The organism is Brucella pseudogrignonensis (genome assembly GCF_002252525.1).
Taxonomy (GTDB): domain Bacteria; phylum Pseudomonadota; class Alphaproteobacteria; order Rhizobiales; family Rhizobiaceae; genus Brucella; species Brucella pseudogrignonensis.
Map to the genome: position 1 here is coordinate 418,553 of NZ_NNRM01000017.1, position 15,034 is coordinate 433,586.

Here is a 15,034-nt window from a genome sequence, read left to right on the forward strand (position 1 = left end):
CATGTCTGAACAGACGATCTATTTTGAAGACTATGAATTGGGCCATCAGCGCATAACCTATGGCCGCACGATCACCGAAACGGATTTCGTAGTTCACGCCGGTCATACGGGCGATTTCTTTCCGCACCACATGGATGCGGAATTTGCAAAAACTTTGCCGGGTGGTCAGCGTATCGCGCATGGCACGATGATCTTTGCAATCGGCGTCGGCCTGACTGCGACGCTGATTAACCCTGTTGCGTTTTCCTATGGCTATGACCGCCTTCGGTTCGTGCGTCCGGTGCATATCGGCGATACGATCCGCACGCGCGTGACGATCAGCGCTAAGGAAGACGACCCGAAACGGACAAATCTGGGCCGCGTTACCGAGCGGTGCGAAGTGCTTAATCAGCGGGACGAAGTGGTGCTTGCTTGTGACCACATCCTGCTTGTTGAACGGAAGGCATGACTATGACGATACGATTTGATGGAAAAACCGCACTGGTGACAGCTGCCGCTCAGGGCATTGGCCGTGCGAGTGCGCTGGCTTTTGCGGAAGCAGGTGCCAAGGTCTATGCGACCGATATCAACGAAGCAGCGCTGAAGGAACTCGAAGGCGTTTCGGGTATCATCACCCGCAAACTCAACGTGCTTGACGAGGCCGAAGTGAAGGCGCTCGTTGCCGAGATCGGTCAGGTCGACATCCTGTTCAACTGCGCAGGCGTCGTCCATGGTGGTTCGATTTTGGAAATGAAGGATGAAGACCTCGACTTCGCCGTCAATCTCAACGTCAAGGCGATGATCCGCACCATTCAGGCCGTGCTGCCGGGTATGCTGGAACGCAAGGACGGTGCCATCGTCAACATGGCATCCGTTGCTTCAAGCGTTAAAGGCGTGCCGAACCGCTTTGCCTATGGCGTCACCAAGGCGGCCGTCATCGGTCTGACCAAGGCTGTTGCTGCCGACTATGTTGCCAAGGGCATCCGCTGCAACGCCATCTGCCCCGGTACGGTTGAAAGCCCGTCGCTGCAGGATCGCCTGCGTGCGCAGGGCGATTATGAAGAGCAGCGTGCAGCCTTCATCGCGCGTCAGCCAATTGGCCGTATCGGCCAGCCGGAAGAAATTGCCGATCTCGCGGTCTATCTCGCAGGTGCAACTTACACGACCGGTCAGGCCTACAACATCGACGGTGGTTGGACGATCTAGGGCAGTCGATATTCAGGCTCTGGCGGCCTGCAAATGGCACTTTTCTGCGCTTCCGGTGCTCATGTACCTTAAAGTACACTCCGCTCCGGTTCTCGAAAAACACCATTTTCGGCACGCCATAACCAGAATCTCAACCACCCTTGTTCGCCCCATCGTTACCAATTCAGCATCCCCACAAGGAGTAAACTCATGAAATTTCTTCGCTATGGCGAAACCGGTCAGGAAAAGCCGGGCCTTCTCGATGCCGACGGCAACATCCGTGATCTGTCTGCCCATGTCAGCGATTTGTCGGGTGCCGTTCTCAGCCCTGAAGCACTAGCCAAGCTCGGTTCGCTTGATGTCAATGCGCTGCCAAAGGTCGAAGGCAACCCGCGCCTTGGCCCATGTGTTGCAGGCACCGGCAAGTTCATCTGCATCGGCCTCAACTATGCCGATCACGCAGCAGAATCCGGTATGGCTGTGCCACCAGAGCCAGTTATTTTCATGAAGGCAACCTCGGCCATCGTCGGCCCGAATGACGATCTGCTGATCCCGCGTGGTTCGGAAAAGACCGACTGGGAAGTCGAACTCGGCATCGTCATCGGCAAGACCGCGAAATATGTCTCGGAAGATGATGCGCTTGATTATGTTGCTGGCTACTGCACGCTGCATGACGTTTCGGAGCGCGCTTTCCAGATCGAACGCGCCGGTCAGTGGACCAAGGGCAAGTCTTGCGACACATTCGGCCCGACCGGCCCATGGCTGGTAACAAAGGACGAAGTTGCTGATCCGCAGGATCTCAAAATGTGGCTCACCGTCAACGGCGAAACCATGCAGGACGGCTCGACCAAGACCATGGTCTACGGCGTGCGCCATCTGGTTTCCTATCTCTCGCAGTTCATGTCACTGCAGCCGGGCGATATCATTTCCACCGGTACGCCTCCGGGCGTTGGCATGGGCATGAAACCACCGCGCTACCTCAAGGCTGGCGATGTTGTCGAACTCGGCATTGAAGGCCTCGGTTCGCAGAAGCAGAACGTGCGCGCGGACGTTTAATTTTCTTGAGCATGATCTCTAAAACCGGTCTCCATTTTTGGGGATCATGCTCAGATCACGGAATCAAACATGACGAAAATTACTGATCTGCGCGTCTTCGATCTGCGCTTCCCGACTTCGCAAAGTCTGGACGGTTCCGACGCGATGAATCCGGACCCGGACTACTCGGCAGCTTATGTCATCCTCGATACGGATGACGAAGCGCTGAAAGGCCACGGGCTTACCTTCACCATTGGTCGCGGCAATGACATTTGCTGTCAGGCTATTCTTGCCATGCGTCATCTGGTGGTCGGCTCCTCGATGGATGATTTCCTCGCGGCCCCTGGCAAGTTCTGGCGTTACCTGACCGGCGATAGCCAGCTGCGCTGGATCGGCCCGGACAAGGGCGCGATGCATCTCGCCACCGGTGCAGTCGTCAACGCCTTCTGGGACCTCGCTGCAAAGCAGGCGGGCAAGCCGGTATGGCGGCTCGTGGCCGATATGTCGCCGGAAGAAATTGCCGATATCGTCGATTATCGCTATCTCACCGATGCACTGACGCGCGAGGAAGCTGTCGAAATTCTGCGCAAAGCAGAAAGCGGCAAGGCAGAGCGTATCGCCAAGCTCGAAGCCACTGGCTATCCTTGCTACACGACGTCTGCTGGCTGGCTTGGCTACGGTGATGACAAGCTGCGTCGTCTCTGTCAGGAAGCGATTGATGAAGGTTTCAACCACATCAAGATGAAGGTTGGCCGTGATCTTGAAGACGATATTCGTCGTCTCACCATCGCGCGTGAAGTGATCGGTCCAGATCGTTATCTGATGATCGACGCCAATCAGGTGTGGGAAGTTGATCAGGCGATCGAGTGGGTCAACAAGCTTGCCTTCTCGAAGCCGTTCTTCATCGAAGAACCGACCAGCCCGGATGATGTTGCAGGTCATCGCAAAATTCGCGAAGCCATTGGCGATGTGAAGGTTGCGACCGGCGAAATGTGCCAGAACCGCATCATGTTCAAGCAGTTCATCGCGGAAGGCGCTATCGACATTGTTCAGATCGACAGCTGCCGTATGGGTGGCCTGAATGAAGTGCTGGCCGTGCTGCTGATTGCTGCGAAATACAACAAGCCAGTCTGGCCACATGCCGGCGGCGTTGGCCTTTGTGAATATGTGCAGCATCTTTCCATGATCGATTATGTTGCCGTTTCCGGCACCATGGACGGTCGTGTGATCGAATATGTCGATCACCTGCACGAGCATTTCATCGAGCCATGCATCATTAAAAATGCAGCTTATATGCCGCCATCGCTGCCGGGCTTCTCGATTGAAATGAAGCCACAGTCGATTACGGAATACACCTTCAAAGGTTGATAGAAAAGCCGCGCTGGAAGCACTTCCAGCGCGGCTTTTGTTTGACGCTTCGTCCGAAGCAAATTTGCTTTACGCTTTTGCTGGAAATGCCTCAGAGAAAGCGGATCATCAGCGCTCCGGTGAGAAGCAGGACCGCGCCTGCGATGCGTCCCGCAGTGATCTCGCGCACAGCAACGCCCATGAAACCAATTCGGTCTGCAGCCAGTCCGGCCATCAATTGTCCAGCGACCGCAAGGCCCATCACGGCGGCAGCCCCGATACGTGGTGTCAGCAAAACCGATGTCGTGACATAGATGCAGCCGAGTGCGCCGCCAGCCACAAACAACCAGCCCGCTGGCACATTGAACGCCGGAATTGCGCCGGTGACACGCGCCGTTACGGCTGCGATCATACCAAGAATGACCGCTCCCGACAGAAACGATATTGCAGCGGCGGTGACTGGCGATCCAAGCCCGCGAGCCAGTGCGGCATTGATGGGAGCCTGAATGGCGATACAGGCACCCGAAAGAATGCCGAACAAGGTCCAGAGCATGGAAAATCCTCGCTAAGATGTTGAATAAGTCATGTGATGATAAGCGCAATGCGCTGAAACCCGAAAGATAACATTCCCAATTATCTGCAGGGTGCAGTGGTCGCAGAAGAAGCGCTGCAGATCAATCGCAGCAAGGCGGCACGCCGCAATCTCACTGAAAAGTGAAGCTGATCGGCGCGTTGGAAAAGCTTATTTCTGTTCGCCTGCGGAGATCAGATTCTTGCCACGGCGCTTGGCGTCATAGAGCAGAGCATCTGCCGCATATAGCGCTGCGGTCACATCGGCAGGCGCAACAGTGAAGCTCACAAGGCCCATCGAGAAACTGACATTGAAGCCTTCACGCGCAACGGCATCATCAAGCAAAGCCTTGATTTGCTGTGCTTCTGCAAGGTCGCTTGCCTTGGTGCCGCCCAATCGCAGCACAATGAACTCATCGCCGCCAGGGCGCGCGCTGACTTCATCCGGCCGATTGCGCCCGGCAAGCACTTCTCCGATCAGCCGCAGCAACTCGTCGCCTGCAGAGTGACCGCGCTCGTCATTGACCTGTTTGAAACGATCAACATCGAAATAGAGCAGCGAGAATGTCAGCCCATGATTACGGAGCGCTAAAATGGCCTTCTCGATTTCCAGCTCGATGCCTGTGCGATTGGCAATGCCGGTCAAACCGTCGACAAGCGCCAGCTTGCGGGCATCACGCATGATGCGGCGCATACTCAGGATTTCGACGGCGGTGCTAGCAAGATTGGTGAGTTTCAGTATTTCTTCAGAGGTACAGGGCCGCGATTTTGTATCGAGCGCACAGATCGCACCCAGCGTCGAGCCGTCTGGAGCAATCAGAGGTGCGCCAAGATAAAAGCGGATACCCGGCGCATCTTTCACGAAGGGATTGGCGGCAAAGCGATCATCGGATGTCGCATCTTCCACCAGAAAGGGCACTTGGCTTTCGATGGTTCGCGAGCAGAAGGTGTTCTCATTGGGCACATCGCCAAAAGTGCAGCCAGCCATGCCAATATGATGCGTTACGCGTTCATCAACCAGAGAGACCGCTGCCATCGGCACACCAAACGTGGACAGGACGAGATTGCAGAGCGCATCCAATGTGCGATCTTGCCCCATCTCGATCGTGTTGTAGGAAGTGAGAACAGCGAGCCGATGTTTGTCGTGTAGAAGCATGGGGCATCATTAAGCAAATTGGAATGTATCAATCAACTATCAAATACGCCCAAAAGCGCCATGTGGACACTCCTAACCAACGACTGGTTGCGCTCTAGGTTTTGTCCCAACGAAGGGTCGTATTTTGTTGCCAGCCGTTTTCATGCAGAAGTGGCATATCGCTCTCGAAACATGGCCAGCCAATACAGAGATAGAAACTGAAGCGCCAGTGTTCTGGTACCTGAAACAGTCTCTTCATGGCGTCCGGTTCAAGAATCGAAACCATGCCAACGCCAAGACCGAGAGAGCGGGCAGCGAGATTGAGGTTCTGCACAGCCATTGCCGTGCTTTGTTCAAGCGTTGATGCCATGGTCTGCCGACCAAGCCCATGGCCCTCCACAGGGTCGTTCTCGGTGAAGACGGCCAGTTGCACAGGGGCGGTGCGAATGGCTTCGAGTTTGAGTTGCTGATATTTGTTGGCACGAGCTTCATCATAGATGCGTGCGGCCTGCCGGTTTGATGCCTCAAACAGACTATAGACGGCTTCCCGCTTCTCAGTGCTTTCAACCTGGAAGATTCGCCATGGCCGCGAATTGCCGACAGATGGCGCATAATGCATCGCCTCGCACAGCTTTGTGAGCAGTTCGTCTGGTATGGGATCTGTCAGGAAATGCCTTACGTCCCGCCGCCAGCGCATAATATTGAAAAGCGCGTTCTGATCAGCCGGGGAGAATTTCATAAGTCCTCTGAACGCGAGACATCAAATGCCAAGGCTATAAGAGCAAAAAATATGTTTTGGAACATCATCTGGAGAAGAGTGGTGCCCGGAGACGGATTTGAACCGCCGACACGCGGATTTTCAATCCGCTGCTCTACCAACTGAGCTATCCGGGCATCCTGTCAGTGATTTCTCACTTAGTGGCGGTGTTGGTGTCCGCCGGAAGTGGGTGCGTTATAGCATTAAATTTCGCGCTGTCCAGCACCCTATCGCACTTTTTATAAGATTTCTTATAAACATGCTAAAGCACCGATTTCACTGTGGAAATCTGAGCCAATAAGGCTCAGTTGTCGTTCTCTTCCTCTTCTTCGATGGTTTTTCCCGGGATGACATAGCTTCCCGAAAGCCAACGATTGAGGTCGATGCTTTTGCACCGCGGTGAACAGAACGGATAAGAATCGCGAGACGAAGGCTTGCTGCACTCAGGGCAGGGACGAGTAGGCCGCAATGGCGTTACCCGTGCATCCGGTGCGGTGGATATGTCTTTCTTGTCACTCATGGGATTTTCAGACCTTGCCGCTTTCCCAATTAGCATAAACCGGATAGTCACCATCGGCCAGCAGGCTTACAGTTTCCTGCAATGGCAGGCCCACCACATTGGTATAGGAGCCAACCAGCTTGACCACGAAACTGCCCGCAAGGCCTTGGATGGCATAGCCACCAGCCTTGCCGCGCCACTCACCGGAAGCGAGATAGGCGTCAATCTGTTTGCGTGACAGGCGCTCGAAACGCAAACGCGTTTCAACGAGCGTCTGGCGCAGATTGCCATTGGGAAGAACAAGGCAGACACCGGTGAAAACCTTATGCATACGCCCCGACAGAAGACGCAGGCATTCCCGCGCTTCCTCTGTGATTTCTGCCTTAGGCAGAACCCGTCGTCCAACGGCAACAACCGTGTCAGCCGCCAGAACAAAAGCACCGGAATAATTCTCGTCGCTCTTGAGTTGTTCCTGGGCGGCCTTTGCCTTTTCACGCGCAAGACGACGCGCGAGCGAACGCGGATGTTCCGCGCGCTCAGGCGTTTCATCAATATCAGCTGGCTGAATATGATCAGGCTCGATACCAACTTGCCCCAGAAGCTCGATCCTGCGGGGAGAGCCGGAGGCAAGAACCAGCTTATGTTGCGCGTTCATAGACACCAGTTTTCCTGAAAAGCGAGATGAGGCTTACTTGAAGCGATAGGTGATACGGCCTTTGGTCAGGTCGTAAGGGGTCATTTCGACCAGAACCTTGTCGCCAGCGAGAACACGGATGCGGTTCTTGCGCATACGACCAGCAGTGTGGGCGATGATTTCATGGTCGTTTTCGAGCTTTACGCGGAACATTGCATTTGGCAGTAGTTCCGTAACAACGCCTGGAAACTCTAGGACTTCTTCTTTCGGCATACGATACCTATTTCTTTCTACGATAAATTGACCCGAAACCGGGCCATAGCTTTAAATTTGGCCGGAACCTATATGATTAGACGGCATTTGTGAACAACGGAATTGGATTAGGCTTACGGGCTGTTAATTCGGGGCTAATCGCTGGGTAATTTGCTGTTTTAACCGATCCCGAACATCCCGATAGGCATTCATTATTTGCTCGCGGCTGCCGGTAACAAGAGTCGGATCCGGCGTAGGCCAATATTCCACATCGACCGAAAAACCACGCATTCGTTCAAGCACAGTGTGATGGGCCAGCGGCGTGAGTGTAATGATCAGATCGAAATAGCCATCCGCCAGTTCTTCCAGCCCACGCGGTTGCCGATCATCCAGCGACAGTCCTTCTTCAACGAGAACCGCATCGACAAAGGGATCGCGCTCGCCGCGTTGCACGCCCGCAGAGGCTATATACATATTGGGTGGCAACAGCTTTCTTGCAAGAAGCTCGGCAATTGGTGAGCGGATCGCGTTCTTGCCGCAGACGAAAAGTACGGAAGTTGGCCGTTTCTCGACCTCTGTTTCTTCCGGTGTGGCGGTCTCGTCCTCAACACGCATTAAGGATCAGCCCCGCCAGTGCAACACGCAGACGAGCGTGAAAAGCCGCCGAGCGGTTGTAAAATCGACTTCGATCTTGCCGTTCAGTCGTGTTTGCAGAACTTGTGACCCTTCATTGTGCAAGCCACGCCGACCCATATCGATGGCTTCAATCTTGCTTGGGGTCGCTGAACGGATCGCTTCATAATAGCTTTCGCAAACCATGAAATAATCACGTACCACGCGGCGAAGTGGCGTCAGCGATAGAATATGAGTCGCAACCACATCACCACTTTCCCGCATGATGGAAAAAATCAGGCGCGATTCCATCAAGGAGAGTTTTAGTTTGTATGGTCCGCCCACATCGTCTCCGACCGGATAGAATGCGTTTTCTTCAACCAGATCGAAAATCGCGACCGCGCGTTCATGCTCGACATCAGGCGTCGAGCGGCCGATGGATTCATCCAGCTCGATGTCGATCAATCGGGCATTAGGAACGCCGGCGGTCATGATCCCTCATAGATTGAGCCGGATGGCGACGGATTGCGCGTGGGCATCAAGGCCTTCTGCGCGGGCGATTTCAATGGCTGCAGGTCCGAGCGCGCGCAGCTGGTCGGGGCCGAGCTTCAGAAGCGACGTGCGCTTCATGTAATCCAGAACCGAGAGGCCGGACGAGAATCGCGCTGAACGTGCCGTTGGCAGAACGTGGTTGCAGCCGCCGACATAATCGCCGATCACTTCCGGCGTATAGGCTCCGATAAACACTGAACCAGCATTGCGGATTTTCGGCAAAAGCGCTTCCGGATCGGCGGTAGCGATTTCCAGATGCTCGGCAGCAATGCGGTTGGCCAGTGGAATGGCCGCTTCAAAATCATCAACCAGAATAACCGCGCCAAAATCGCGCCAGCTTGCGGCCGCTGTTTCAGCGCGCGGCAAGGTTTTGAGCTGGCTTTCGACAGCTTCTTCGACAGCTTTTGCGAAAGGCTCGTCATTAGTCATCAGGATCGACTGCGCGGCCGTGTCATGTTCTGCCTGCGCAAGAATGTCCGCGGCCAGCCAGTCTGGATTGTTGTCCTTGTCGGCAATCACCAGCACTTCCGAAGGTCCGGCGATCATGTCGATGCCGACCGTGCCAAAAACAATGCGTTTGGCGGCTGCAACATATGCATTGCCCGGGCCGACGATTTTCGCAACCGGCGCAATCGTTTCTGTACCATAGGCCAAAGCTGCGACAGCCTGCGCGCCGCCTACACGATAGATTTCTGAAACACCGGCAAGACGCGCAGCAACCAGAACCAGCGGGTTCAGCTTGCCATCGGGCGAGGGGACAACCATCACGATGCGCTCGCAACCGGCAACCTTCGCAGGCACAGCATTCATTAGCACTGAGCTTGGGTAGCTTGCGGTGCCGCCTGGCACATAAAGGCCGACAGCTTCAATCGCCGTCCAGCGTGAACCGAGTTCAACGCCGAGCGCATCGGTGTAGCGGTCATCTTTCGGCAATTGCCGCGCATGATGTTTTTCAATGCGCTCATGAGCGAGCTTCAGCGCTTCAATGGTCGAAGCTGGCGCCTCATCGAAAGCCGCATCAATTTCAGCTTCCGTCACACGGATGCCGGTCTTGTTCAGATCAATACGGTCGAAACGCAGGGAATATTCAATGAGTGCGGAATCGCCTTCACGGCGCACACGATCGACGATTTCGCGGGCAGCACGATCCACATCTTCAGAAACTTCGCGCTTGCCCGCAAGGAGAGCTGCAAAGTTATTTTCAAAATCGGCATCGGCTTGTCTGAGCGTCGTAACCACGCTGGTATTCCTTTAATTTTCAGTCTGGGCGGTGCCCATCAGGTATGTGAAGCGGTTTTGAGCAGCAATCAGGCGTCATGTCGCGGCAGGGAATTTGTTTCCCATGCAGGCCCCAGATCCGTTAGCTGCGCTTCAATGCATTCTACATCCAGACGGATAGCCCCATTTGCCGAGAAAGTCAGTTCCAATGTTCCGGCAGGTGCTTCGCCGGGAACAAAGCGAATGGCGAGCAGCGAAAGCACTTCTTCCGTTTTCTGCCGGTCGATGCCGCTGCCTTTGACTGCGGTTACGCGATTGAAATGCAAAGTGGTGCGGCGACGCTGATATTGCGGCTTGCGGAACAGTTTGGGCTTCGATTCTTCCCACGCAAAGCGATTGGCGGTGAGAACGAAGCGCTTATCCGCTGCCAGATACTGCAGGTCTGATACTTTCAGGACTGCATCTTGAAGATGGGCGGATAAGACCTGCAAATCTTCTTCATCCAGCGCCACAAGCTTCAACATTTCCATATCTGTTATCGTTCCCTGCTATTTTCAGATGACGTGTCAGCAACTTTACATGCCAGCACAAAAAAATCGACAGGCTTTTCAGCCTGTTGATTAATAAGCCCGGAATGAAAGAAAAGCCGGAATGCTTTTGGCAATTCCGGCTTTCGGCTCTTCAGAGCGGTTCCAGTTGATATTGAATCGTTGGAACCGCTCAATTTTTTTGTTTTTACGCATTATCCTTACGCAAAACCGCTTCGCACTTTTGCTGGAAATGCTTTAACCGCTGATGCGCTCGACATTCGCGCCGCAGCGCGAGAGCTTTTCTTCCAGGCGCTCAAAGCCGCGATCAAGGTGATAGACGCGGTTGACGATGGTTTCGCCTTCGGCAGCAAGACCCGCGATAACAAGCGAAACAGATGCACGCAGATCGGTAGCCATAACCTGTGCGCCCTTGAGGCGTTCCACGCCTTCAACAGTTGCAGTCTGGCCGGAAAGCGAAATCTTCGCACCAAGACGTGCCAGTTCCTGAACATGCATGAAACGGTTTTCGAAAATCGTTTCAGTAATGCGCGAGGTGCCCTTTGCTTTTGTCATCAGCCCCATGAACTGAGCCTGAAGATCGGTCGGGAAGCCAGGGAATGGATCGGTGGTCACATCAACCGGTTGAATGCCGTGGCCATTACGAACAACACGCAGACCGCTATTGGTTTCGGTGATTTCGGCACCGGCCTGACGCAGCGTGTCGAGTGCTGCGGTCAACTGGCTTGCTTCTGCACCTTCGAGCAGCACATCGCCGCCGGTCATCGCAACAACCATGGCATAGGTGCCGGTTTCGATACGGTCAGGAATGACGCGAACGCGTGCGCCAGAAAGGCTGGTCACGCCCTGAACATGGATCGTTTCGGTGCCTGCACCGGTGATTTTTGCACCCATTGCGTTGAGGCAGTCGGCCAGATTGACCACTTCCGGTTCGCGCGCAGGATTTTCAATAATCGTTTCGCCCTTGGCAAGCACGGCTGCCATCAGCATGACGTGGGTTGCGCCGACCGAAACCTTCGGGAAGCGATAGCGTGCGCCGATAAGGCCGCCCTGTGGCGCGCGCGCCTTGGCATAACCATTTTCGATGTCGATCTGAGCACCGAGCGCCTGAAGGCACTCAAGAAGGAGGTCAACCGGACGCGTGCCGATGGCGCAACCGCCTGGCAGAGAAACGGTTGCTTCGCCCATACGCGCCAGAAGTGGCCCGATGACCCAGAAGCTCGCGCGCATCTTGGAAACCAGCTCATAAGGAGCAACGGTATCGACAATATTGCGGGCTGTGAAATGGATGGTGCGCGAGTAGGCGCCGTTCTGATGTTCACGGCGGCCGTTTACCGAATAATCGACGCCGTGATTGGAAAGAATGCGGATCAGCTGCTCGACATCGGCGAGGTGCGGCACGTTTTCAAGCGTCAGCGTATCGTCGGTGAGGAGGGAGGCGATCATCAGAGGCAGCGCTGCATTTTTCGCGCCAGAGATAGGAATGACGCCATTGAGCTTGTTGCCGCCGACGATTTTGATGCGATCCATGCTGTTTCACCTTTTGGGCCGAAGCTATTGCCCGGCAATCGATATTTGCAAGTGCCGCGACTCTGAGGCCCGCGGTGCTGCTGTATGAAATGACTGTTCTTACGGCGGAATTACGTCGGTCACGAATCATAGTCGTACGGCAACGCCAGCAAGATTGAATTGCGCTTTTACCGCAGCTGCTCCCTATCTTCAAGGAAGGCTTTGCCGGCTGCGTTTTCGTTCCGCCTGATATGTTATTCCGGAAAATTGAATCGCACGTTAATCGGTGTCGTCTTTGCCAGCGGTAATACCGGTGTTGCGTTCATCGGCATCGCCGGAACGACGCGAACGGGTTTGCGCTTTGCGACGCATCAGATTCGCCCGAAGCTCCTCTGCAAGCCGCTTTTTGCGCCTGTCCGCCTGATTTTTCTTCTCGTCGTGGGTGTTATCTTCGCTCATGAGGGGTGTTTACTACGGCAAAATGCGCGGGAAAAGCGCCTTCTGTGGCGGTTGACAGGGGATTTCCACATTATGTGAAAATAATTGCGATTAGTTGCTTGCGATTTGCGTAATGATGTGTCAGAAGTCCGCCGCGTTCAAGAGAATGCTGCGGTAGCTCAGTGGTAGAGCACTCCATTGGTAATGGAGAGGTCGAGAGTTCAATCCTCTCTCGCAGCACCAGTCTTCTTCCCAAAGTGGGAACAAAAACGCGTCTCCCCACACACAAAAATCAAACTAAAACTTGACGTCTGATGCGTTCATTCGCGCATTGCTGCAAACGCATTCGAGCGCGTTACACACGAACTTTCTCGCGCAAAGAACTGCGGCATCTCAAATGTCGGGATGTTTTAGGATAAGCGGACCAAAACCGCAAATCATTGAAATTAAACAGAAAGCCTGTTGGCTAACTGTTACAATTTCTATCTTATTTTCTTTGAAGAAGAATGGCGCACCCGAAAGGATTCGAACCTCTGACCCCCAGATTCGTAGTCTGGTGCTCTATCCAGCTGAGCTACGGGTGCTTGCCTGTGCCGCGTCTGCTGCGGCGATGGGCGGTTGATAATCGGACAGATTGCTAAATGCAAGCGTCTTCTGAGAAAAAAATGAAGTTCTGTGAAGTTTTCTTGTCAAAGCCCGGATTTCCGGGCTTTTCCTCTGTGTATTAGAGCGTGGAAAACTAACTCATAGCGGGAAAAGCCTGCGCTGCACTCGTATGAAGGCAGTCATGGGCAGGAATCACATGCTGCAACATTCTGATTTCACGCACATTTTTTTGGCTGCGCTGTAAAAAATCAGGCGACTTCGCTCTCAGATCGACTGCTTCGTCTGTCATTCCAGTTTGGAAGGTCGGGAAGGCGAATCTCGAAATGTGCACCGATCGGACGATCTTCGCGCAATTCGATCGTGCCACCATGCGCACGAACCAGTTCCTGCGCGATTGCCAGGCCAAGCCCCGTACCGTCGCTGCGTGTTGAGCCCTTGAAGGCGGTAAAGAGATTGTCGCGCGCCTTTTGCGGCAGGCCGGGGCCGGTATCTTCCACGCCGATGATTGTCGTGGTTCCGATTCTGCCTGCAGAAAGGGTGAGGCGCTTTACGGTGGACACATCGCTGCGCTGATCGCGCTCCATTGCCTGCACCGAATTCCGGCACAGATTATGCAGCACACGGAAGAGCTGCTCGGAATCGACATTCAGTTCGAAATCACCCGGAATGAGGTTTTCGAACTCGATGCCGCTCTCCTTGTTGAGATTAAGTGTTTCCTGCACATCGAGAATGACCGTGGCAAGCTGCACGCGGCGCGGCGCAGGCGGTGCTTCCTGCGAGCGGCCATAGGCCATCACGCTCTCTGAATAGTTGATGGCGCGGCTCAGCGTGTGAATGAGCTTCGGCGCAAAGCGCTGAACCATGGGGTCTCTGGTATCAGCAAGACGGTCCGACATGAGCTGTGCGGAGGCCAGAATATTGCGCATGTCATGATTGATCTTGGAAACAGCGAGACCGAGATCGGCCAGATGTTTCTGCTCTTTCAGGGTACGCTGCAGATCACTTTGAATATGCGCGATCTGCCTTTGTGCAATGCCGAACTCATCCTTGCGGTTTTCGGGCACAAGGATTCGCGTCGGATTGTCAGGCGCGGATGCAAAATCGATCATATTGCGATGCATCAGACGGACGGGACGCAGCAGCATCTCATGGATGATGAGATAGATGAGGCTTGCGGCAATGACCGAGATAAGAAGCGAGATGATTGCAACATTGGTTGCATAGCTCAGCATGGCATGGCGAAGCGGCGCATCGGAAGTGACGATTTCGATGATACGTCCCGGATTGGCGGATGGCGGGTTTGAGCCATATATGCGCAAAGTGCGATTACCACCGTTAAAGAGCGTTCCAAACGCGTCCCAGATTGCTGCAGCTTCACTTATATTATTGAGATCGACCACCTGATCGATATTGCCGGGCATTTCACTCATTGCCAGAAGATGCGATGCGCCCGCTTCACGCAAAGCAATTGCCTTGGTGCCGGTCGCAAGCAGCACCTTATCCTGCACTTCGCGCGGAATATTGATGTTGCCGCTTGCAATCAGCACTTCGCTGACAGCATCCACTGTATCAAGGCGCGAACTCATCCAGCGTACGCGCATATTCGCGATGGATGGAACAAAGATCAGCACTTCTGCAATGAGAACGGCAAGTGCGGTGAGAATGAGAAGCTTGCTCGAAAGCCGGTTACGCCAGCGCAGACGCGTAAAATGGATCGGTGAGGTCTTGTCATCCTGTGGTGAAGCCATAGTTGGTGAATGTGTGGCCGCATCCGCGACGACACCAGCCGTATCCATGGTCTTTTCAACAGCCGCCATACGTTAAATCCAAATTGACAGGCTGTCTGGCTGCAATGCGGCCGTGCCCAATCTCAGTAAGCTCACACAATGCGATACATATAAATGTCGTCTTCTATATATGGAGGCGCAAGTTAATTCCAACGGCCTTTGTCTAAATTGATTGAAAGAAGTTGGCCGCAAGCATTACCGAAATTTAACTCGACGTGCTGAATCGGTCTGTGCAAACTCGCAAATGGGAAAATCCGTGACGCTTCGATTGTTGCAATTCCGATGCAACCTATTGGGGCGATCATTATTTTGATACTGTTTTCTGCATATCCTGCGCCCAACCTGAATATGAATGATTTGAATGAGAGGCG

Annotated in this window: 17 protein-coding genes and 3 tRNA genes; 5 read left to right on the plus strand and 15 right to left on the minus strand. The window is 54.1% G+C overall.

Annotated features, from left to right (window positions below):
- Position 1: 1 nt before the first annotated feature.
- The 4 genes from CEV34_RS08555 to CEV34_RS08570 all read left to right on the plus strand — a co-directional run bounded on the left by CEV34_RS08555 (position 2) and on the right by CEV34_RS08570 (position 3,567).
- Positions 2–448, plus strand: coding sequence for a MaoC/PaaZ C-terminal domain-containing protein (locus tag CEV34_RS08555; protein WP_007873413.1), 447 nt, complete (start codon positions 2–4; stop codon positions 446–448).
- Between the two features lie 2 nt (positions 449–450).
- Positions 451–1,185 (plus strand): SDR family oxidoreductase, encoded by a 735-nt coding sequence (locus CEV34_RS08560; protein WP_007873414.1) that lies wholly within the window; start codon positions 451–453, stop codon positions 1,183–1,185.
- 189 nt (positions 1,186–1,374) lie between these two features.
- A complete protein-coding gene (locus CEV34_RS08565) occupies positions 1,375–2,220 on the plus strand; it encodes a fumarylacetoacetate hydrolase family protein (RefSeq protein WP_007873415.1) in 846 nt (281 codons plus the stop codon).
- 69 nt (positions 2,221–2,289) lie between these two features.
- A complete protein-coding gene (locus CEV34_RS08570; protein WP_064320118.1) occupies positions 2,290–3,567 on the plus strand; it encodes an L-fuconate dehydratase in 1,278 nt (425 codons plus the stop codon).
- Positions 3,568–3,658: 91 nt separating this feature from the next.
- On the opposite strand, the gene CEV34_RS08575 is transcribed toward CEV34_RS08570, so the two are convergent.
- From CEV34_RS08575 to CEV34_RS08635, 13 genes are all read right to left on the minus strand, one after another.
- Positions 3,659–4,099, minus strand: a complete 441-nt coding sequence (locus CEV34_RS08575) for a DMT family transporter (protein ID WP_007873422.1) — start codon at positions 4,097–4,099, stop codon at positions 3,659–3,661.
- 189 nt (positions 4,100–4,288) lie between these two features.
- Positions 4,289–5,272: a sensor domain-containing diguanylate cyclase gene (locus CEV34_RS08580; RefSeq protein ID WP_007873423.1), complete on the minus strand. Its 984-nt coding sequence runs from the start codon at positions 5,270–5,272 to the stop codon at positions 4,289–4,291.
- 94 nt (positions 5,273–5,366) lie between these two features.
- Positions 5,367–5,990, minus strand: coding sequence for a 5,6-dimethylbenzimidazole synthase (gene bluB, locus CEV34_RS08585; RefSeq protein ID WP_007873424.1), 624 nt, complete (start codon positions 5,988–5,990; stop codon positions 5,367–5,369).
- Positions 5,991–6,069: 79 nt separating this feature from the next.
- A tRNA-Phe gene (locus CEV34_RS08590) sits at positions 6,070–6,145 on the minus strand.
- Between the two features lie 167 nt (positions 6,146–6,312).
- Positions 6,313–6,528 (minus strand): DNA gyrase inhibitor YacG, encoded by a 216-nt coding sequence (gene yacG, locus CEV34_RS08595; protein WP_007873426.1) that lies wholly within the window; start codon positions 6,526–6,528, stop codon positions 6,313–6,315.
- A gap of 7 nt (positions 6,529–6,535) precedes the next feature.
- Positions 6,536–7,162, minus strand: coding sequence for a Maf-like protein (locus CEV34_RS08600; protein WP_007873427.1), 627 nt, complete (start codon positions 7,160–7,162; stop codon positions 6,536–6,538).
- 33 nt (positions 7,163–7,195) lie between these two features.
- Positions 7,196–7,414, minus strand: coding sequence for a translation initiation factor IF-1 (gene infA / locus CEV34_RS08605; RefSeq protein ID WP_007873428.1), 219 nt, complete (start codon positions 7,412–7,414; stop codon positions 7,196–7,198).
- A 123-nt stretch (positions 7,415–7,537) separates the two neighbouring features.
- Positions 7,538–8,008, minus strand: a complete 471-nt coding sequence (locus CEV34_RS08610) for an arsenate-mycothiol transferase ArsC (protein ID WP_007873429.1) — start codon at positions 8,006–8,008, stop codon at positions 7,538–7,540.
- A gap of 6 nt (positions 8,009–8,014) precedes the next feature.
- Positions 8,015–8,497 (minus strand): UPF0262 family protein, encoded by a 483-nt coding sequence (locus tag CEV34_RS08615; protein ID WP_007873430.1) that lies wholly within the window; start codon positions 8,495–8,497, stop codon positions 8,015–8,017.
- A gap of 6 nt (positions 8,498–8,503) precedes the next feature.
- Entirely contained in the window at positions 8,504–9,796 is a 1,293-nt protein-coding gene (gene hisD, locus CEV34_RS08620; protein WP_007873431.1) for a histidinol dehydrogenase, read from the minus strand.
- A gap of 68 nt (positions 9,797–9,864) precedes the next feature.
- On the minus strand, positions 9,865–10,305 hold the full coding sequence (locus CEV34_RS08625; protein WP_007873432.1) for a DUF2948 family protein: 441 nt from the start codon (positions 10,303–10,305) through the stop codon (positions 9,865–9,867).
- 255 nt (positions 10,306–10,560) lie between these two features.
- Positions 10,561–11,853, minus strand: coding sequence for a UDP-N-acetylglucosamine 1-carboxyvinyltransferase (murA, locus tag CEV34_RS08630; RefSeq protein WP_094543520.1), 1,293 nt, complete (start codon positions 11,851–11,853; stop codon positions 10,561–10,563).
- 258 nt (positions 11,854–12,111) lie between these two features.
- Positions 12,112–12,291, minus strand: coding sequence for a hypothetical protein (locus CEV34_RS08635; RefSeq protein WP_007873438.1), 180 nt, complete (start codon positions 12,289–12,291; stop codon positions 12,112–12,114).
- A 147-nt stretch (positions 12,292–12,438) separates the two neighbouring features.
- Between CEV34_RS08635 and CEV34_RS08640 the strand changes: the two genes are divergently transcribed.
- Positions 12,439–12,513 (plus strand) — tRNA-Thr (locus CEV34_RS08640).
- A gap of 264 nt (positions 12,514–12,777) precedes the next feature.
- Here the strand turns inward: CEV34_RS08640 and CEV34_RS08645 are convergent.
- Positions 12,778–12,854: transfer RNA gene (locus CEV34_RS08645), tRNA-Arg, on the minus strand.
- Between the two features lie 270 nt (positions 12,855–13,124).
- A complete protein-coding gene (locus CEV34_RS08650; protein WP_007873440.1) occupies positions 13,125–14,693 on the minus strand; it encodes a sensor histidine kinase in 1,569 nt (522 codons plus the stop codon).
- Positions 14,694–15,034 lie beyond the last annotated feature (341 nt).